The organism is Methylocystis borbori (genome assembly GCF_036576025.1).
In the GTDB taxonomy this organism is placed as follows: Bacteria; Pseudomonadota; Alphaproteobacteria; order Rhizobiales; family Beijerinckiaceae; genus Methylocystis; species Methylocystis borbori.
The window spans coordinates 25,056-41,446 of sequence record NZ_JAZHYN010000030.1 but is presented as its reverse complement, the minus strand read 5'-3'; the positions used below and the strand labels follow the sequence as shown (position 1 = coordinate 41,446).

The 16,391-nt window shown below is 64.2% G+C and carries 19 protein-coding genes and 1 other RNA gene; 4 read left to right on the top strand and 16 right to left on the bottom strand.

Annotated features, from left to right (window positions below; translation table 11 throughout):
* Window positions 1–507: L,D-transpeptidase scaffold domain-containing protein (locus tag V3H18_RS11050; RefSeq protein ID WP_456299376.1), on the bottom strand; the 507-nt coding region annotated here is incomplete at its 3' end.
* Between the two features lie 59 nt (window positions 508–566).
* Here V3H18_RS11050 and V3H18_RS11045 point away from each other — a divergent pair.
* Window positions 567–1,082: a type II toxin-antitoxin system HicB family antitoxin gene (locus V3H18_RS11045; RefSeq protein ID WP_332082100.1), complete on the top strand. Its 516-nt coding sequence runs from the start codon at window positions 567–569 to the stop codon at window positions 1,080–1,082.
* Between the two features lies 1 nt (window position 1,083).
* Here the strand turns inward: V3H18_RS11045 and V3H18_RS11040 are convergent, their stop codons facing one another.
* From V3H18_RS11040 to V3H18_RS10990, 11 genes are all read right to left on the bottom strand, one after another.
* Complete coding sequence (locus tag V3H18_RS11040) at window positions 1,084–1,278, bottom strand: type II toxin-antitoxin system HicA family toxin (protein ID WP_332082099.1); 195 nt, start codon at window positions 1,276–1,278, stop codon at window positions 1,084–1,086.
* A 332-nt stretch (window positions 1,279–1,610) separates the two neighbouring features.
* The gene (locus V3H18_RS11035) at window positions 1,611–1,934 is read right to left on the bottom strand and encodes a HigA family addiction module antitoxin (RefSeq protein ID WP_332082098.1); all 324 of its coding nucleotides are present in this window, start codon (window positions 1,932–1,934) and stop codon (window positions 1,611–1,613) included.
* Window positions 1,906–2,184, bottom strand: coding sequence for a type II toxin-antitoxin system RelE/ParE family toxin (locus tag V3H18_RS11030; RefSeq protein ID WP_332082097.1), 279 nt, complete (start codon window positions 2,182–2,184; stop codon window positions 1,906–1,908). Before V3H18_RS11030 ends, V3H18_RS11035 begins: the two co-directional genes overlap by 29 nt.
* Window positions 2,185–2,228: 44 nt before the next feature.
* Window positions 2,229–4,580, bottom strand: coding sequence for an ATP-dependent helicase (locus tag V3H18_RS11025; protein WP_332082096.1), 2,352 nt, complete (start codon window positions 4,578–4,580; stop codon window positions 2,229–2,231).
* Window positions 4,581–4,751: 171 nt separating this feature from the next.
* Window positions 4,752–5,030, bottom strand: coding sequence for a ribbon-helix-helix domain-containing protein (locus V3H18_RS11020; protein WP_332082095.1), 279 nt, complete (start codon window positions 5,028–5,030; stop codon window positions 4,752–4,754).
* The gene (locus tag V3H18_RS11015) at window positions 5,027–5,221 is read right to left on the bottom strand and encodes a DUF4169 family protein (RefSeq protein WP_332082094.1); all 195 of its coding nucleotides are present in this window, start codon (window positions 5,219–5,221) and stop codon (window positions 5,027–5,029) included. The genes V3H18_RS11020 and V3H18_RS11015 overlap by 4 nt, the downstream gene beginning before the upstream one ends.
* Window positions 5,221–5,766: an SspB family protein gene (locus V3H18_RS11010; RefSeq protein ID WP_332082093.1), complete on the bottom strand. Its 546-nt coding sequence runs from the start codon at window positions 5,764–5,766 to the stop codon at window positions 5,221–5,223. Before V3H18_RS11010 ends, V3H18_RS11015 begins: the two co-directional genes overlap by 1 nt.
* A gap of 106 nt (window positions 5,767–5,872) precedes the next feature.
* Window positions 5,873–6,232, bottom strand: a transfer-messenger RNA (tmRNA) gene (gene ssrA, locus V3H18_RS11005).
* Window positions 6,233–6,295: 63 nt separating this feature from the next.
* Window positions 6,296–6,607: a ComEA family DNA-binding protein gene (locus V3H18_RS11000; protein ID WP_332082092.1), complete on the bottom strand. Its 312-nt coding sequence runs from the start codon at window positions 6,605–6,607 to the stop codon at window positions 6,296–6,298.
* A gap of 129 nt (window positions 6,608–6,736) precedes the next feature.
* Window positions 6,737–7,342 (bottom strand): aminoacyl-tRNA hydrolase, encoded by a 606-nt coding sequence (pth, locus tag V3H18_RS10995; RefSeq protein WP_332082091.1) that lies wholly within the window; start codon window positions 7,340–7,342, stop codon window positions 6,737–6,739.
* Between the two features lie 131 nt (window positions 7,343–7,473).
* The gene (locus V3H18_RS10990) at window positions 7,474–8,133 is read right to left on the bottom strand and encodes a 50S ribosomal protein L25/general stress protein Ctc (protein WP_332082090.1); all 660 of its coding nucleotides are present in this window, start codon (window positions 8,131–8,133) and stop codon (window positions 7,474–7,476) included.
* A gap of 228 nt (window positions 8,134–8,361) precedes the next feature.
* Between V3H18_RS10990 and V3H18_RS10985 the strand changes: the two genes are divergently transcribed.
* Complete coding sequence (locus V3H18_RS10985) at window positions 8,362–9,825, top strand: pyruvate kinase (protein WP_332082089.1); 1,464 nt, start codon at window positions 8,362–8,364, stop codon at window positions 9,823–9,825.
* Window positions 9,826–9,852: 27 nt separating this feature from the next.
* Here V3H18_RS10985 and aspS read toward each other — a convergent pair whose 3' ends face one another.
* On the bottom strand, window positions 9,853–11,643 hold the full coding sequence (aspS, locus tag V3H18_RS10980) for an aspartate--tRNA ligase (RefSeq protein WP_332082088.1): 1,791 nt from the start codon (window positions 11,641–11,643) through the stop codon (window positions 9,853–9,855).
* 96 nt (window positions 11,644–11,739) lie between these two features.
* A complete protein-coding gene (locus V3H18_RS10975; RefSeq protein ID WP_332082087.1) occupies window positions 11,740–11,931 on the bottom strand; it encodes a DUF1192 domain-containing protein in 192 nt (63 codons plus the stop codon).
* Window positions 11,932–12,319: 388 nt separating this feature from the next.
* Between V3H18_RS10975 and ppdK the strand changes: the two genes are divergently transcribed.
* On the top strand, window positions 12,320–14,998 hold the full coding sequence (gene ppdK, locus V3H18_RS10970) for a pyruvate, phosphate dikinase (RefSeq protein WP_332082086.1): 2,679 nt from the start codon (window positions 12,320–12,322) through the stop codon (window positions 14,996–14,998).
* A gap of 5 nt (window positions 14,999–15,003) precedes the next feature.
* On the opposite strand, the gene V3H18_RS10965 is transcribed toward ppdK, so the two are convergent.
* Window positions 15,004–15,159, bottom strand: coding sequence for a hypothetical protein (locus V3H18_RS10965; protein ID WP_332082085.1), 156 nt, complete (start codon window positions 15,157–15,159; stop codon window positions 15,004–15,006).
* A 32-nt stretch (window positions 15,160–15,191) separates the two neighbouring features.
* Complete coding sequence (locus tag V3H18_RS10960; protein WP_332082084.1) at window positions 15,192–15,866, bottom strand: Crp/Fnr family transcriptional regulator; 675 nt, start codon at window positions 15,864–15,866, stop codon at window positions 15,192–15,194.
* A 101-nt stretch (window positions 15,867–15,967) separates the two neighbouring features.
* On the opposite strand from V3H18_RS10960, the gene V3H18_RS10955 reads away from it, so the two are divergent.
* Window positions 15,968–16,384 carry a secondary thiamine-phosphate synthase enzyme YjbQ gene (locus V3H18_RS10955; RefSeq protein WP_332082083.1) on the top strand — a complete coding sequence of 139 codons (417 nt, stop codon included), beginning with the start codon at window positions 15,968–15,970 and terminating at the stop codon, window positions 16,382–16,384.
* The last annotated feature ends 7 nt before the right edge of the window (window positions 16,385–16,391 follow it).

Genomic DNA, 16,391 nt, shown 5'->3' with positions numbered 1-16,391 from the left:
GTCGAGCCCATCGTCGCCCGCGGCGGCGAGACGCGCCAAGGCCGGCGCTGCGGAGGCGCGCCATTCGCCGTTCTCGATCCAGAAAGGCGCGAAGCTCCGGGCGGCGTAGGCGCGCGCCAGCGCGGCGCGCAGGCGGCGGCGCTCCAGCGTGACGCCTCTTTCGCCGGCCCATGAGCCGACAGCGAGCGCAAGCGCCCGATTTTCCTCGGCAAGGAGGCTCCAGGCGAGGTCGAGCGGGTCGGTCTCGCCGGGCGTTGGGCGCACTTCCGCATCCAGAAGGACGGCGGCCGGAACGGCCTCGGCGAAGGTAAAATCCGGATCGCCCTGCGGCGCGCGCAGGGGCGCCAGCTCCAGCCCCGTCAACGCCACGACGGCGGGAGGCGAGAAGATTTCAGCCCGGCGCGGCGCATATTGTTCCGCGAGCGCGGGCGCGGCGAAGAGCCAGACCGCCGTCGTCGTCGCAAGGGCAAGCCCAAGGCTTCGCTTCGTTCCGCGGACAGCAGTCATAGCCGTTCCTCGCGCACACCCCCAGCGGGAGGTTGGCGGCGCATTCCGATGGAAAACATATGGGCGCAAGGCCGTCCCGCGGCAATTCGCCATCGCTCCTCTTCCTATGTAGAGCGCCACTCGCGCCTTGTGAATCGAGGAGAGAAGAGCTTGGCGAAGAATGGTTACGAAAACCGACGACTGTGGCATCGCGGCAACAGCCGCTATGTGGCGCGACGCGCCGATTAGCCGAGGCGGCCGGATTTCGGTATGATGGTGCGACGCAAGCCCGAGACTGCCGGATGAAGCCCTATATCGTCATCGTCCATAAGGATGAGAACAGCGCCTATGGCATGAGCTTTCCCGACGCGCCGGGCTGCTTTTCGGCCGCCGATGAGATTGACGACATTTTCGCGATGGCCAGCGAGGCGTTGACCCTTTGGGCGGAGGGGATGCGCGAGGACGGCCTGCCGATTCCCGAGCCGCGAGATTTTGAGGTCCTGCGGGCCGATCCGAAATGGGCGGAGAGTTTCGCCAACGCGGAAATTGTTATCGCGGTCGAAGCGCCGTGGGCGCAAAAGCAGGCGGCTGAGTAAATTAGTCTCTTGGCCAACCTGCGCTTTCATAAATGCTGAGCACAGTTTTTGGCGGCATGTCTTTCTTCGGGTGCGCCACGGTCAGGCGGCCGGCTTTCGTCGGATGCTTGAACTGGCGATGCGAGCCTTTGGAGCGCACAAGTCGCCAGCCCTCGCGTTCAAGGCGGCGGATGATATCGCGGCTATTGGTGAGCATTTATGTCCTCGCCTCTTCGAGATGCGAGGATTTTACGGCTGTCATGAGCGCGTCAATTGCACAACCAGCTTTGTGGCATGGAAAACTTTGCAAATAGGCCTCATTTTAACAACCTTTAAAAATGCTTTAATTTATTGGGCTTTGACCAAGGCTCTCATTTATTAAATCAATTTTTTGATTTGGAGCAATGCACTTGCTGTTGACAGTGCAATATTGCACTTGAATGTTTCCTGCTTAATTGAGCCAAAGCGTTTTATTGACACATTGACAACAAGCCGGCTTACTTTTCATTTGACCGGGCAGCAGTCGCGAGGGTTTTTGAGCATTACCCTTCACGCGAGGTCGGGTTGCACCTCGGCGACGACTTTTGCGCCGATCTCCGCTTCCGCGATCGCAAGCTCATATGCGGTCTGCAGATTGAGCCAGAAGCGCGGGCCATTGCCGAAATAGCGGCCGAGCCGCAGCGCCGTCTCAGGCGAGATGCCGCGCTTGCCGTTCAATATTTCGACGATCCGGCCGGAGTTGAGGCGTAGCGCGAGCGCGAGGCGGTTGGCCGACATCTCGCGCGCCGTGAGTTCACGTTTGAGAATTCGGCCGGGGTGGACGGCGCGCATGGCGCCGCGCGGCTCAGTGGTAGTCGACGATTTCGACGTCATGTGCGTGTCCGTCCTCGAATTTGAAACATATTCGCCATGGGCCATTGGCTTTGATCGCCCATTGTCCCGAGCGGTCCCCGCTCAGCTTATGCAAGCCTACCGATTTCAACGGACTGAGGTCGCTTAGCCGCTCGGCTGCATCGAGCGCCGCCAACAAGTCCATGGCCAGCTCTTCGTCCAGACCGGAGAATTTGCTCTTCCCGTCCTCGGCGAATCGCCGCGTAGCGCTATTCGCCCAAGACTTGATCATGGCTGAGACTACTATGTTTTACGTTCTACGACAAGCGTAGTATGCTAGCCCGCCTGCACAAAACTCTCCAGCACCATCTTGCGGCCGGCCTTGTCGAAATCGACGGTGAGCTTATTGCCGTCCACCGCCGCCACCGTTCCGGGGCCAAATTTGAGATGAAACACTCTGGCGCCGGCCTTGTGGCGCGCGGCGGCGGATGAGCGCGCGAGGACTTCGCCTTCGATCGTTGTCGGCTGCTTTCCGCGCGAAGGACGCGACTCGCGCATGGGCTCGCCGCGCGCGAAATCGGCGCCCGCCTTGGCCCGCTTCCAGCCCGGCGTCGCATAATCGGAATCGTAAGCGTCGAGATTGGCGAAGCGCGAGACGCCATAGCTTCCATATTGCGAGGCGCTCGGCGCCTCGACCACCTCGACATTGCCGGATGGCAGATTGTCGATGAAGCGCGAGGGCACGGTCGGCTGCCACAGCCCGTGAATGCGGCGATTGCTCGCGAAAAAAATCTTCGCCCGCCGCTTGGCGCGAGTGAGCCCCACATAGGCGAGGCGGCGTTCTTCCTCGAGTCCCGCGCGCCCCTGCTCGTCGAGCGTGCGCTGGCTCGGAAACAGCCCTTCCTCCCAGCCGGGGAGATAGACGGTCTCGAATTCGAGGCCCTTCGCGCCATGCAGCGTCATGATCGACACGCGTTGCTGCTGATCCGTGGCGCTATCCGCCTCCATCACCAGCGACACATGTTCGAGAAAGGCGGCGAGATCGGGAAAGGCCTCCATCGCGCGCACGAGCTCTTTTAAGTTGTCGAGCCGGCCGGCGCTCTCGGGCGTCTTGTCCTGGCGCCACATTTCCGTATAGCCGGATTCGTCGAGCACGAGCTCCGCGAGCTCATGCTGCGGCTTTGCGTCGATCAGCGTGCGCCAGCGGTCGAAATCACCGATCAGGCTTCTCAGCGCGCCGCGCGGCTTGGGTTTTAGCTCTTCGCTCTCGGTCAGAAACCGCGCCGCCTGCATCAGCGGAACGCGTTCGCGCCGCGCATATTCATGCAGCAATTGCAGCGTCGCGTCGCCGAGGCCACGCTTCGGCGTATTGACGATGCGTTCGAAGGCGAGATCGTCGGCGGGCTGCGCGACGCAGCGCAGATAAGCGAGGGCGTCGCGGATTTCGAGTCGCTCATAGAAGCGCGGGCCGCCGATGACGCGATAGGGCAGGCCGATCTCGACGAAGCGCTCCTCGAATTCGCGCATCTGGAACGAGGCGCGCACGAGAATGGCGATCTCTTCGAGCGAATGGCCCTTGCGGCCCAATTGCTCGATGTCCTCGCCGATGGCGCGCGCTTCTTCCTGGCTGTCCCAGACGCCGGTGAGCGTCGGCTTGTCGCCGTCGTCGCCGTCGGTGAAGAGCGTTTTGCCGAGCCGGCCTTCATTATGGGAAATGAGATGCGAGGCGGCGGCGAGAATATGTCCCGTCGAGCGATAATTGCGTTCGAGGCGGATGATTTTCGCGCCGGGAAAATCCTGCTCGAAGCGCAGGATGTTCTCGACCTCGGCGCCGCGCCAGCCATAGACGCTCTGATCGTCGTCGCCGACGCAGCAGACATTGCGCCTTCCCTGCGAGATCAGCCGCAGCCACAGATATTGCGCGACATTGGTGTCCTGATATTCGTCGACGAGAATATATTTGAAGCGCCGCTGATAGTCGGCGAGCACGTCGGGGTTTTCGCGAAAGAGCCGCAGGCTCTCCATCAGCAGATCGCCGAAATCGACGGCGTTCAGAACCTTGAGCCGCTCCTGATAAAGCGCGTAAAGCGCCGCGCCCTTGCCATTGGCGAAGCTCTCCGCTTCCGCGGCTGGAACCTGCGCCGGCGCGAGGCCGCGATTCTTCCAGCCGTCGATGCGCATGGCGAGCGCGCGCGCCGGCCAGCGCTTGTCGTCGATATTCTCCGCCTGCAGCACCTGCTTCAAAAGGCGGATCTGATCGTCGGTGTCGAGGATCGAGAAATTGGGCTTGAGTCCCACGAGTTCGGCGTGGCGGCGCAGAATTTTGGCGCTGATGGCGTGAAAGGTGCCGAGCCATTGCATGGCCTGCGCGCCTTCGCCGACGAGCGCCTCGACGCGCTCGCGCATTTCGCGCGACGCCTTATTGGTGAAGGTGACGGCGAGGATTTCATAGGCGCGCGCTTTGCCGAGCGCGAGAATATGGGCGATGCGAGTGGTGAGCGCCCGCGTCTTGCCGGTGCCGGCGCCAGCGAGCACCAGCACGGGGCCGTCGAGCGTCTCGACCGCGGCGCGCTGCTCGGGATTGAGCGCATCGAGATAGCGGGGGCGCCCGGCGCTCGCCGCCGCGCGCGCGGCGAGGCTGCCGCTTTCCGGCGCGTAATCTTCTATTTCGGGCGGGAGGCTCTTCATGATTCTTCAATCATATAGGAGAACGGAAGGCGAATCACTGTTTCGGGTGTTTATCGCGCGCAATCCCCTGGCCCCTCATCTCACTTCTCCCCGCAAGCGGGGAGAAGGGGCGGCGCCGTCACGCTCTCCGTCGTCCATGGTTGGCGCGGCGCTGATGACCCCTCTCCCCGTTTACGGGGAGAGGTAAGGTGAGGGGCTTGGGGGCGTTTCACGCGCCTCCAGCGCCCGCTCCAGCGCGAACACCCGCAGCGCCGAGGAGAGATTGGCGTCGCCGCGTGCCGCGTCGACGCGCGCGACCAGCGCCGCGAGCGAAACGCCTTCCCTGGCGGCGATGTCCTTCAGCGCCCGCCAGAAGGCATCCTCCAGCGAGACGCTGGTGCGATGGCCGGCGATCACGATCGAATGTTTGACGACGCGCACGGAGGGCGCCGCCGCGGGCGCTTCGCTCACGCTCTATCGTCCGTTTCGCTTTCCACCTTATGCGTGTCGAGCTTCGCCGTCTCTAAACGCGCCTGCGCGGCGGTCAGTTCGCGTTCGGATTTCGGGCGTCCATGCGCGACGCGGTTTTGCTGCGCCTCGTCATCCTTCGCGCGTTTCTCGCGCGCCTTGCGGGCGCGGCGCAGATTGATGATCTCGCCCATCAGGTCTTTTTGCGGAAGGCGTCGATCGAGACGACCTTGGCGTCGCCGGCCTCGGCTTCGACGGGGGCCGTTTTCTTGGCTTTTTCCCCGGCTTCGGCCTTTGCCGGCGCCGGCTTCGCCGCGGGCTTGTCGCTCACCGGGGCGAGGCGCGCGACCTCTTCCGTCTCCTCTTCCTCGCCCGCTTCTTCGCCGCTTTCGAAACGCAGGCCGAATTCGACCGCGGGGTCGAAGAAGCCGGTGACGGCGGAAAAGGGAATGTAGAGATGTTCGGGGATCGAGCGGAAGGACAGGGTGACGCCGAAGCCCACGTCGTCGACTTCGAGATTTGAATATTGATGCTGCAAAATGATCGTCAGCTCTTTGGGCCATTGCTCGGCGAGGCGCCGCGAGATCGCGACGTCCGGCGCGTCGGTGCGAAAGCTGATGGTGAAGTGATGTTCGCCCGGCAGATGGCCGTTCTCGGCGACATCGGCGAGCACTTTGCGCATCACGCCGCGCATCGCGTCCTGCACAAGGAGATCGTAACGGATCAGATCTTTCGCCATCGCCTCACGCCAGAGCGCCTTTGGGAAAGCGCGATCCGACCAGGCGACCGGCTTTCTTAAAATTGTCTCCCGCCGCGCTTTGCGGAGCGCCGGCGCGAATGAATGAAGTGGAGGCTTCTGTTGCCAGGCGCCTCCTGACCCCGCCTAAAGGCGCTAACCCTTAGGACTTGATTCCCAGTTTGGGCGCCGCATTACGCGGCGACGGCCACCGGAGCATAGTTGTCGTTGGCAACTATAAGGTTTGACCCGATAACGGCGGTATCATGCCGAGCGAAAAATCACCCTTTACGCCCTCGTCGATCCTATTTCGCCCCCGCCGAAACCCGCCGTCTCCGACGGGCTTGGGTGGAGGCGCCGGGTACCGCCCCCGGGTCCGAATGGTTTATTGCGGTGTCCGTTTATCGCCATAGCCGTCGCAAGCGGCGGCGTTTCGAATATAGGCGCTTGCGCCGCTTTGGGAAAGGGGCGCGCGCCGCAAACGAAAACGCCCGCCGAGGCGGCGGGCGTTAACTCAAGACGGCGTGGCCGATTATTTCGTGACCGTCAGTCGATCCTTAACCATGGCGAAGACGTCGGCGGGCAGGATATTGGCCGCCGTGAGTTCCTCGACGTTTTTGAACGGACGGCCCTGGACGATCGATTCGGCCTGGGTCTTGCTCAGCCCCTTGACGGACATGAGCTGCTCGACGGTCGCCGTATTGATATCGACGCGCGCCTCGGCTTTTGCGTGATGAATATGCGTCGCCGTCGACGGCGCGTGATGTTTGCCGACCGGCGCGGCCTGCGCCAAGGCGGGCGCGACGGCGAGAAGGGCGGCGGCGAAAATGGCTGTGCGGATCATGGATGGACTCCTGGGCTAGGCCCCCTATCGGGACCGGCTTTCTGGCCAGTCCCGATCAACGCGCCGACTTTCGCATAGCCGCCCTGAATCAGCGCTGAAACCTTTGTTCATCCATGGTTTAGGAGAAATTCACGCCTCGCCGACGCGCTTTACGGCGTCGAAGCCCTTGGCCTGAAGCGCGAGATGCAGTCTGTTTTGCAAGCCGGCGTCGTCGCCCCTGACGAGGAGCGCGGCGTTGTCCGCGAGCGCCTCGCACAGCGCTGAAACCCAGGGCTCCTCGCTCTTGGCGAAATCGCTCAGCACATAGGAATGCACCAGCGCCTTGTCGCCGGGATGGCCGATGCCGAGCCGCACACGCTTATAGTCATTGCCGATATGGGCGGTGATGGAGCGCAGGCCATTATGGCCGGCGACGCCGCCGCCGGTCTTGATGCGGCATTTGGCCGGCGCGAGGTCGAGTTCGTCATGCATGACAACGATCTCGTCGAGGCCGATCTTGTGAAAGCGCGCGGCCTCGCCAACCGAACGGCCGCTCTCGTTCATATAGGTCTGCGGCGCGAGCAGCAGGACGCGCGCGCCGGCGATCGTCCCTTCGCTGAGAAGGCCCTGAAAGCGCGCCCGCGCCTGCGGAAAGCCGTGGCGCTTGGCGATGGCTTCGAGCGCCATGAAGCCGATATTGTGACGGTTCCTGGCGTAGGCGCGTCCGGGATTGCCGAGGCCGACAAGGAGCAGCATGAAAGACCTCAACCCTCTCCCGCCGCCCAGGAGAGGGAGTAGAACCGGCGCTGCGTCGGCGCGTCGCGAGAGCGCCGACCGTTAGCCTTCCCTCTCCCGCGAGCGAAGCGCTGCGGGAGAGGGACAGGGGGCTATTTCTTCTTCTCTTCCTTCGCCGGAGCGGCCTTGGCCGGGGCGGCCTTCGCTGGCGCGGCGGCTGCGGCAGGCGCCTCTTCGGCGCCGGCCCCGGCCGGCGGCGTCAGGCTCGCGACGGTGAAATTCTTCTCGGGGTTCGTCGGCCTGCAGCCTTCCGGCAGCGGGATCGCCGAAATCTGCAGCGAATCGTTGAAGTCGAGGCCCGTCAGATCGGCGGTGACGGCCTCGGGAATATTATCCGCCGGGACCAGCATCTCGATCGTATGAAAGACGATGTTGAGCGAGCCGCCGCGCTTCAGGCCGGGCGAGGCGTCGTGATTAACGAAATGCACTGGCACGTTGACGCGCAGGCGCGAGCCCGGCTTCAGCCGCAGGAAATCGACATGGAGCGGCGTGTCCTTAACGACGTCGAGCTGATAGTCGCGCGGGATGGCGCGCTCCTTCTTGCCCTCGATGTCGAGTTCGAAGATCGTCGTGAGGAAATGGCCAGCGAAGATGAGCTGGGTGACGTTCTTTTTGTCCAGCGAGAGCGGCTGCGGCGCTTCGCCGCCGCCATATAATACTGCTGGAATGCGGCCCTCACGGCGAACGCTGCGGGCGGCCCCCTTGCCTGTCCCGCTGCGCACCGTGGCCGCGAGCTTTTTGGTCTCGGCCATGTCGGTGTCCTTTAGTCAAAAGAAAAAGCGCCGCTTCGCCTCCAGGGGTGTCGGAAACGCAGGCGCCGGCGGGTTTATAGGGAAGGGCGCGGGGCGTGGCAAGGCGGGGGCCTAGCGCGTCCCTAAAAACCTGGCCGCCGGTCCGTTACGCCACGCGCGGGGCGCCTCGTAATAAATCCGTCATCTTGCTCGGCGCAGGTGGCGCTCATGGCAAGATATGCGACAGATATGGACGAGGGCCTGAAAGCCGCCGACGCGACGCTTGAGCTGCGCCAAATTCGAGACGAGGTCGCCGCGCTGCGCGACGCCGTGGCGCGCGAAGGCGAGACGCGCCTTCTGGATTGGGAGGCGACGAGCGCGGGGGCGCGCAATCTCGCCCATTATCTCGCGCTCCGCAGCCATGATTTGACCCTGCTGCAACTGCGCCTTTCCGCTTACGGCCTCTCCTCGCTCGGCCGCAGCGAAGCGGATGTCATGACGGCGCTCGACGCGTTGCTCGCGACCCTGCGCAGACTTTGCGGCGAAGAAGCGGACTATCCGCCGCGCGAAGCGATGCGCGCGGGGGAGGATGCGTTGATCCGCGCCTGCGACCAAATCTTCGGCGACTGCGAGGGCGCGCGCCAGGCGCGCATCATGGCGACGCTGCCGAGCGAAGCCGCGGCCGACGCGAGCCTCGTCGCGGCGCTGATCGACGCCGGCATGGATTGCGCCCGCATCAATTGCGCCCATGACGACGCCGCGGCATGGACGCATATGATCGACAATGTCCGCGCCGCCTCGCGGCGTCTCGGCCGGCCCTGCCGGGTTCTGATGGACATTGCGGGGCCGAAGCTGCGGATAGAGGCCGTGCGGGCGCCGGAGAAATACCGCCTGCATCCGGGAGAGCGCCCGCATCTTGTCGCCCGCCTCGACCGGCGCAGCGGCCCCATCGCCTTTTCACTGAATTTTCCGCAGGTCATTTCGCAGCTGCGCCCGGGCGCGGAGATCTCTTTCGACGACGGCAAGGCCGTGGGCCGGATCGTCGCCGTGAATGACGAGGGCGCGGAGATCGAAATCGTTGCGGCGCGGGCGAAAGGCATGCGGTTCAAGCCGGACAAAGGCGTCAACCTCCCCTCCATCGACCTCGAACTTCCGCCGCTTACGCCCAAGGATCTCGCCGATCTCGACCTGGTCGCGCGCGCGGCGGACATCGTCGGCTTTTCCTTCGTTCAGCGGGTCGACGACATCGTTCTGCTGCAGGCCGAACTCGCCGCGCGGCGCAGCGAAAAGCCTCCGCAAGCGCTTGTCCTGAAGATCGAAACGCCGCTCGCCATCCGCAATCTCCCCCGCCTGATCGTTCAGTCGGCGGCGCGCCATCCGACGGCGGTGATGATCGCGCGCGGCGATCTTGCGGTCGAGGTCGGCTTCGCGCGCCTGTCCGAGATGCAGGAAGAAATCCTGTGGCTCTGCGAGGCCGCGCATGTCCCTGTCATCTGGGCGACGCAGGTTCTCGACCAGCTCGTCCATGAAGGCGTGGCCAGCCGGCCCGAGACCACCGACGCCGCGATGGCGCAACGCGCCGACTGCGTCATGCTCAACAAGGGCGATTATCTGCCGCAAGGCGTGCGTTTCTTGCGCGACGTCATCACGCGGATGGAACGCCACCAGTCGAAGAAATTCGCCCGGCTCGCAAAGCTGCAGGCCTGGAGATAGGCGTCAAATTATCCGGTCGGGATCGTTTTATCCCTTCTCCGGCAGATTCAGCCTGATGTGCAGTTCGCGCAATTGCTTCATCGTCGCTTCCGACGGCGCGCCCATGAGCAAATCCTCGGCGCGCTGATTCATCGGGAAGAGCGTCACTTCGCGCAAATTCTCCTCGCCCGCGAGCAGCATGACGATGCGGTCGACGCCAGGGGCGATGCCGCCATGCGGCGGCGCGCCATATTGGAAGGCGCGATACATGCCGCCGAATTTCTCGATAAGCGTCTCCTCGCCATAGCCGGCGATCTCGAACGCCTTCTTCATAATGTCGGGACGATGGTTGCGGATCGCGCCAGACGACAGCTCCACGCCATTGCAGACGATGTCATATTGATAGGCGAGGATCGTGAGCGGGTCTTGGTTCTCCAGCGCCTCCATGCCCCCTTGCGGCATAGAGAAGGGATTATGCGAGAAGTCGATCTTCTTATCTTCCTCGTTCCACTCATACATCGGGAAATCGACGATCCAGCAAAATTCGAAAACGTCGGTTTTGGAGAGGCCGAGCTCATTGCCGATGCGGATGCGCGCCGCGCCCGCGAGTTTCGCCGCCGCCGTTTCTTCGCCGGCCGAGAAGAAGACCGCGTCGCCCGCTTTCACGCCGGCCTTGGCCCCGATCGCCGCCTGCGCTTCCGCCGGGATGAATTTCGCGATCGGACCTTTGCCGATCAGCGCGCCGCTTTCCTCCTCGAAGATGACATAGCCGAGGCCCGGCGCGCCTTCGCTTCGCGCCCAATCGTTCAATTTGTCGAAAAAGCTGCGCGGCTGCGCGGCGGCGCCCGGCGCCGGGATCGCGCGCACGGTCTTGCCCTTGAACGCCTTGAAGCTGACGTCCTCGCGCGCGAATTCTTCGGTGATGTCGGCGATGATCAGCGGATTGCGCAAATCCGGCTTGTCGGAGCCATATTTCAGCATCGCCTCGCGGAAGGGAATGCGCGAAAATTTTTGCGTCACGGCGCGCCCGCCCGAGAATTCCTCGAAGACGCCGCGCAGCACCGGCTCCATCGCCTCGAACACGTCTTCCTGCGTGACGAAGCTCATCTCGACGTCGAGCTGATAGAATTCGCCGGGCGAGCGGTCGGCGCGCGCGTCCTCGTCGCGAAAGCAGGGCGCGATCTGGAAATAGCGGTCGAAGCCCGCGACCATGAGGAGCTGCTTGAATTGCTGGGGCGCCTGCGGCAGCGCGTAGAATTTGCCCGGATGCAGGCGCGAGGGCACGAGAAAGTCGCGCGCGCCCTCGGGCGAGGAGGCGGTCAGGATCGGCGTCTGGAATTCGAAAAAGCCCGCCTGCTTCATACGCGTGCGGATGCTGTCGATGATGCGCCCGCGCAGCATGATGTTCTGGTGCAGCTTCTCGCGCCTCAGATCGAGGAAGCGATATTTGAGCCGCGTATCCTCGGGATAGAGCTGGTCGCCGAAGACCGGCAGCGGCAGTTCGGCCGCGGCGCCCAAAACCTCGATCTCGGCGACATAGACCTCGACTAGGCCCGTCGGCATGTCGGGGTTCTCCGTGCCGGCCGGGCGCTTCCTCACCTCGCCGTCCAGGCGCACAACCCATTCGGAGCGCAGCTTCTCCGCCTGGGCGAAGGCGGGCGAATCGGGATCGACCACGCATTGCGTGAGGCCGTAATGATCGCGCAGATCGATAAAGAGTACGCCGCCATGGTCGCGGATGCGGTGGCACCAGCCGGAGAGGCGAATTTTTTCGCCCGCGAGCGCCTCGTTCGGTTCTCCGCAATTATGCGAACGGTAGCGGTGGAAGGGCCTGTTCATGGGCGCTTTCAGTCTTCAAAAAAGGAGGATCGGCCCGTGCGGGTCCGTTGTGGCGCGCAGAAAGGGCATGGGGGCTCGCCCCCTGTCAAGACGAGGCTATCTCTTGAAGAAGGCCTCCGCGGCGGCCCCGGCGGCGTCCTTGGCGGCGCGCGCCGCTTCGAGCCGCGCGATCTCGGCACGCAACGCCTCGATCCGCGCCTCTAACTCCGCGACTGACAGCAGGTCGAGGGATTGTCCGATTTCATGCGCGGCCGGTCGGCGGGGGGCGTCGTCGTCTTCCTGCGCCATGTCAGATCTTCTCCGCTTTTGGCCGATATGTGACCTGAGCGCCCGCCGCCGCAATCCCCGCCCGCCGCTCGGGCGGCGCCCCAAAATTAAGCGTCTTGGCGGCGCGCGCTCTTATTCCCGGCCTCGATCTGCTATTCTAGGACGGAAAAGGACGGTTTTCGGCTCGATTTTGCGGAAATGGCGAGGCTGCGACGGTCGGCGCGGCGCAAGATTCATATTCCTGACGGAAGTTTCCGTTTCGAATGTGCGTCTCGCATGAGTTTTGAAAGGATGGGGCGGCATTGACAATTGCGACGGATCGCTCATGCGATTTTCCGTCACGAACGATCCCGCTTCGGCCTTTCCGCCGTCCCGCTCTCGATCCCCGTCCATCCCGGAAAACGACGCAATGACCAAATGGGTATATAGTTTCAGCGCCGGTCGGTCGGAAGGCTCGGCGTCCATGCGGGAGCTTTTGGGCGGCAAGGGCGCCAATCTCGCGGAAATGGCCGCGATTGGCCTGCCGGTCCCGCCGGGCTTCACCATCACGACCGACGTCTGCGCCTATTTTTACGCCAATGGGAAGACCTTTCCTCCCGATCTCGCGGAGCAGGTCGACGCGGCGCTCGCCGAGGTCGGCCGCATCGCCGGACACGCCTATAGCGACGCGCAATGGCCGCTGCTCGTCTCGGTGCGCTCCGGCGCGCGCGCCTCCATGCCGGGCATGATGGACACGGTGCTCAATCTCGGCCTCAACGACGAGACGGTCGAGGCGCTGGCGCGCAATTCCGGCGACGACCGCTTCGCCTGGGACTGCTATCGCCGCTTCATTGAAATGTATTCCTCCGTCGTGCTCGGCGTCGCGCATCATGAGTTCGAGGAGGCGCTCGAACGCCATAAAGAGAGCAGGGGCTTCGCGCTCGACACCCAGCTCACCGCCGACGATTGGCGCAAGGTCGCCGCGGAATATAAGTCGATCGTCGAACAGGCGGCGCTGAGCGGATTTCCGCAGGATCCGCGCGAGCAGCTCTGGGGCGCGATCAAGGCGGTGTTCTCCTCCTGGATGAACCATCGCGCCATCGTCTATCGCGGCCTGCACAATATTCCGGAGAGCTGGGGCACCGCCGTCAATATTCAGGCGATGGTGTTCGGCAATATGGGCGCCGATTCCGCCACTGGCGTCGCCTTCACCCGCAATCCCTCGACCGGCGTGCGCGAACTCTATGGCGAATATCTCGTCAACGCCCAGGGCGAGGACGTCGTCGCCGGCATCCGCACGCCTCAGCCCATAGCCCAGGCCGCGAGCCACGCGGCGGGCGGCGACAAGATTTCGCTCGAAGCGGCGATGCCGAAGATTTTCGCGCAATTCAAGGAATACGCCGAAAAGCTCGAGCGCCATTTCCGCGATATGCAGGACATGGAGTTCACCGTCGAGCGGGGCCGCCTGTGGATGCTGCAGACGCGCGCGGGAAAACGCACCGCCCGCGCCGCGCTCAAACTCGCCGTCGACATGGCGCGCGAGGGCCTCATCGACAAGAAAGAGGCGATCGCCCGCGTCGAGCCGCAGTCGCTCGAACAATTGCTGCATCCGACGATCGACCCGGCGGCGAAGCGCGACATTCTGGCGACGGGCCTGCCGGCCTCGCCCGGCGCGGCCTTCGGCGAAATCGTCTTCGACGCCGAGGAGGCGCAGGCGCTCGCCGCCAATGGCCGCAAGATCATTCTCGTGCGCATCGAGACGAGTCCCGAGGACATCGGCGGCATGCATGCGGCGGAAGGCATTCTCACCGCGCGCGGCGGCATGACCTCGCACGCCGCCGTCGTCGCGCGCGGCATGGGCAAGCCCTGCGTCACCGGCGCGGGCGCGATGCGCGTCGACTACGAGGATCAAAGCTTCACGGTCGCCGGCAGGCGTTTCGGCAAGGGCGAGCGCATCACCATCGACGGCTCGGCCGGCCAGGTCATCGCCGGCGAGGTGAAAATGCAGCGGCCGGAGCTCACTGGCGAATTCGCCGTGCTGATGAATTGGGCCGACGAGACGCGTCGCCTCAAGGTCCGCGCCAACGCCGAGACGCCCGCCGACGCGCGCGCCGCCCGCCGTTTCGGCGCGGAGGGGATCGGCCTCGCGCGCACGGAGCATATGTTCTTCGAGGGCGAGCGCATCGTCGCCGTGCGCGAGATGATCCTCGCCGACGACGCGCAGGGGCGGCGCGCCGCGCTCGCCAAGCTTCTGCCGATGCAGCGCGAGGATTTCAAGCAGCTTTTCGAGATCATGTCGGGGCTCCCCGTCACCATCCGCCTGCTCGATCCGCCGCTGCACGAGTTCCTGCCGCATTCGGAATCGGAGCTGCAGGCGGTTGCGCGCGCCATGGGCGCCGATCCCGCGAAGCTGCGCCGCCGCGCCGCGCAGCTTTCCGAATTCAATCCCATGCTCGGCTTTCGCGGCGTGCGCCTCGCCGTGATCTTTCCCGAGATTGTCGACATGCAGGCGCGCGCGATTTTCGAGGCGGCGATCGAGGCGAGTCTCTCGACCGGCGCGCCGGTCGACATCGAGATCATGGCGCCGCTCGTCTTCGCGCGCGCCGAACTCGATCTCGTCAAGGCGCGGGTCGAGGAGATGGCGAAACTCGTCGAGCGGGAGACCGGAATTGCGCCGCGCTACCATCTCGGCACGATGATCGAACTGCCGCGCGCCGCGCTGCGCGCCGACGAGATCGCGCGTTCGGCGGATTTCTTCTCCTTCGGCACGAACGATCTGACGCAGACGACGCTCGGCATTTCGCGCGACGACGCCGCCTCCTTCCTCAACGCTTATGTCGAGAAGGGCCTGCTGCCGGCCGATCCCTTCGTCACCATCGACCAGGAGGGCGTCGGCGAACTCGTCGCGCTCGGCGTCAAGCGCGCCCGCGCCGGCAATCCCGCGATCACGCTCGGCGTTTGCGGCGAGCATGGCGGCGATCCGGCCTCCGTCGCCTTTTTCGAGAAGATCGGGCTCGACTATGTGTCCTGCTCGCCCTTTCGCGTGCCGATCGCGCGCCTCGCCGCGGCGCAGGCGACGCTAAGCGAAAAAGCCGTCAGCACGGACTGATCGCGCTAAGACGGGGCCGCCATTGCGTCGTCATGGCCGGGCTTGTCCCGGCCATCCACGCCATCGTGCGCGGCGGCCATTTCGTGGATGCCCGGCGCAAGGCCGGGCATGACGGCGGAGAGGTTGCAATCATTGGCGCCGCTGCGCGCAATCTCGCCCATATCGTCGGCTCGCTGCCACGCAGCCCTTTCGCTTACGCGCTCTCGAGCTCCTCGTCCTTATGGTTCATCTCGAAGCGGCGCACGATGAGCCGAACGAGATAAAGGCCGAATTCGGGATTTTGAAAATAGAGCTGCTCGAACTGCTCATAGGTGATGACGAGCAGTCGCGTGTCGCCCGTGCAGCGCGCCGTCGCCGTGCGTTTGCCGGTCTTGGTGAAAAGCGCCATCTCGCCGAAAATATCGCCGGGCGCGAGGACGACGCCGCGTTCGACGATCTCGACGCCCCCTTCGACGACGACAAAGGCCTCGTCCGCCTCCTCATTCTTGCGAAAAACCGTCTCGCCGGCCTTGAGCGCGCGCGGATGCATGAAGGGCTTGAGCCACTCCACGTTAAGGTCGGTTCCGCTCGCTTCGCGCACGCTGGCGATCAGGCGATTCATTTCGCGCATGCGCGCCGCGTTCAGCGGAAAATTCACGCCATGTTTCATGATCGTGGGCGGGCTCATCGACGCGAGCCCGGCGGCGACGCCGAGCATATTGTCCAACATCGCCATGAAGCGCAGCGGAATCATGCGCTTGGCGTAGGTAGCGCCGATCGCCATAAAGGCCTCGGCCCAGGCGAGCGCGAAGGCCGCCTCGCCGACGTAATGTCGGAACGTCTCACTCGATGTTAACGCGGTCGCCGACGCCACCAGATTCTCGAGCATGTTCTTCCTTCCGCTTGTCTGCGCCGCGCTTATCGCCTGCGCGAGCGGCTGACAAGCGGGAATGATCTGGACTTTCTTTGCTAAGGGATCAGATTGCGCCTATGCGTCAGACGAGCCTTGCGTTGCAGGTCGAAACCAAGGGCCGCGGCTTTTACGAGATCACGCGCGGTCTTGCCCAATTCGTGAGCAACGCCGGCATGGCGGAGGGGCTCCTTACCGTCTTCTGCCGCCATACCTCGGCGTCGCTCCTCATTCAGGAGAACGCCGATCCGACCGTGTTGCGCGATCTCGAGGCGGTCTTCTCAAAGCTTGCGCCGGAAGGCGCGCCTTACCTGCATGATACGGAAGGCGCGGACGATATGCCGGCGCACATACGCGCCGCGCTGACTCAGACGCAGCTTTCCATTCCGCTCATCGACGGCGCGCTGGCGCTCGGGACCTGGCAGGGCGTCTTTCTCTTCGAGCACCGCTTTCGCCCGCACGTCCGCCAGATCGCCCTGCATCTCATCGGCGCCTAGAGCAGGA

What these genes read in the sequence shown, in the direction of transcription:
- V3H18_RS11045 (WP_332082100.1), top strand. Translation starts at nt 567, where the DNA reads ATGGGCGCAAGGCCGTCCCGCGGCAATTCGCCATCGCTCCTCTTCCTA.
- V3H18_RS11040 (WP_332082099.1), bottom strand. Translation starts at nt 1,278, where the DNA reads ATGCTCACCAATAGCCGCGATATCATCCGCCGCCTTGAACGCGAGGGC.
- V3H18_RS11035 (WP_332082098.1), bottom strand. Translation starts at nt 1,934, where the DNA reads ATGACGTCGAAATCGTCGACTACCACTGAGCCGCGCGGCGCCATGCGC.
- V3H18_RS11030 (WP_332082097.1), bottom strand. Translation starts at nt 2,184, where the DNA reads ATGATCAAGTCTTGGGCGAATAGCGCTACGCGGCGATTCGCCGAGGAC.
- V3H18_RS11025 (WP_332082096.1), bottom strand. Translation starts at nt 4,580, where the DNA reads ATGAAGAGCCTCCCGCCCGAAATAGAAGATTACGCGCCGGAAAGCGGC.
- V3H18_RS11015 (WP_332082094.1), bottom strand. Translation starts at nt 5,221, where the DNA reads ATGGGCGAGATCATCAATCTGCGCCGCGCCCGCAAGGCGCGCGAGAAA.
- V3H18_RS11010 (WP_332082093.1), bottom strand. Translation starts at nt 5,766, where the DNA reads ATGGCGAAAGATCTGATCCGTTACGATCTCCTTGTGCAGGACGCGATG.
- V3H18_RS11000 (WP_332082092.1), bottom strand. Translation starts at nt 6,607, where the DNA reads ATGATCCGCACAGCCATTTTCGCCGCCGCCCTTCTCGCCGTCGCGCCC.
- pth (WP_332082091.1), bottom strand. Translation starts at nt 7,342, where the DNA reads ATGCTGCTCCTTGTCGGCCTCGGCAATCCCGGACGCGCCTACGCCAGG.
- V3H18_RS10990 (WP_332082090.1), bottom strand. Translation starts at nt 8,133, where the DNA reads ATGGCCGAGACCAAAAAGCTCGCGGCCACGGTGCGCAGCGGGACAGGC.
- V3H18_RS10985 (WP_332082089.1), top strand. Translation starts at nt 8,362, where the DNA reads ATGGACGAGGGCCTGAAAGCCGCCGACGCGACGCTTGAGCTGCGCCAA.
- aspS (WP_332082088.1), bottom strand. Translation starts at nt 11,643, where the DNA reads ATGAACAGGCCCTTCCACCGCTACCGTTCGCATAATTGCGGAGAACCG.
- V3H18_RS10975 (WP_332082087.1), bottom strand. Translation starts at nt 11,931, where the DNA reads ATGGCGCAGGAAGACGACGACGCCCCCCGCCGACCGGCCGCGCATGAA.
- ppdK (WP_332082086.1), top strand. Translation starts at nt 12,320, where the DNA reads ATGACCAAATGGGTATATAGTTTCAGCGCCGGTCGGTCGGAAGGCTCG.
- V3H18_RS10965 (WP_332082085.1), bottom strand. Translation starts at nt 15,159, where the DNA reads ATGGGCGAGATTGCGCGCAGCGGCGCCAATGATTGCAACCTCTCCGCC.
- V3H18_RS10960 (WP_332082084.1), bottom strand. Translation starts at nt 15,866, where the DNA reads ATGCTCGAGAATCTGGTGGCGTCGGCGACCGCGTTAACATCGAGTGAG.
- V3H18_RS10955 (WP_332082083.1), top strand. Translation starts at nt 15,968, where the DNA reads ATGCGTCAGACGAGCCTTGCGTTGCAGGTCGAAACCAAGGGCCGCGGC.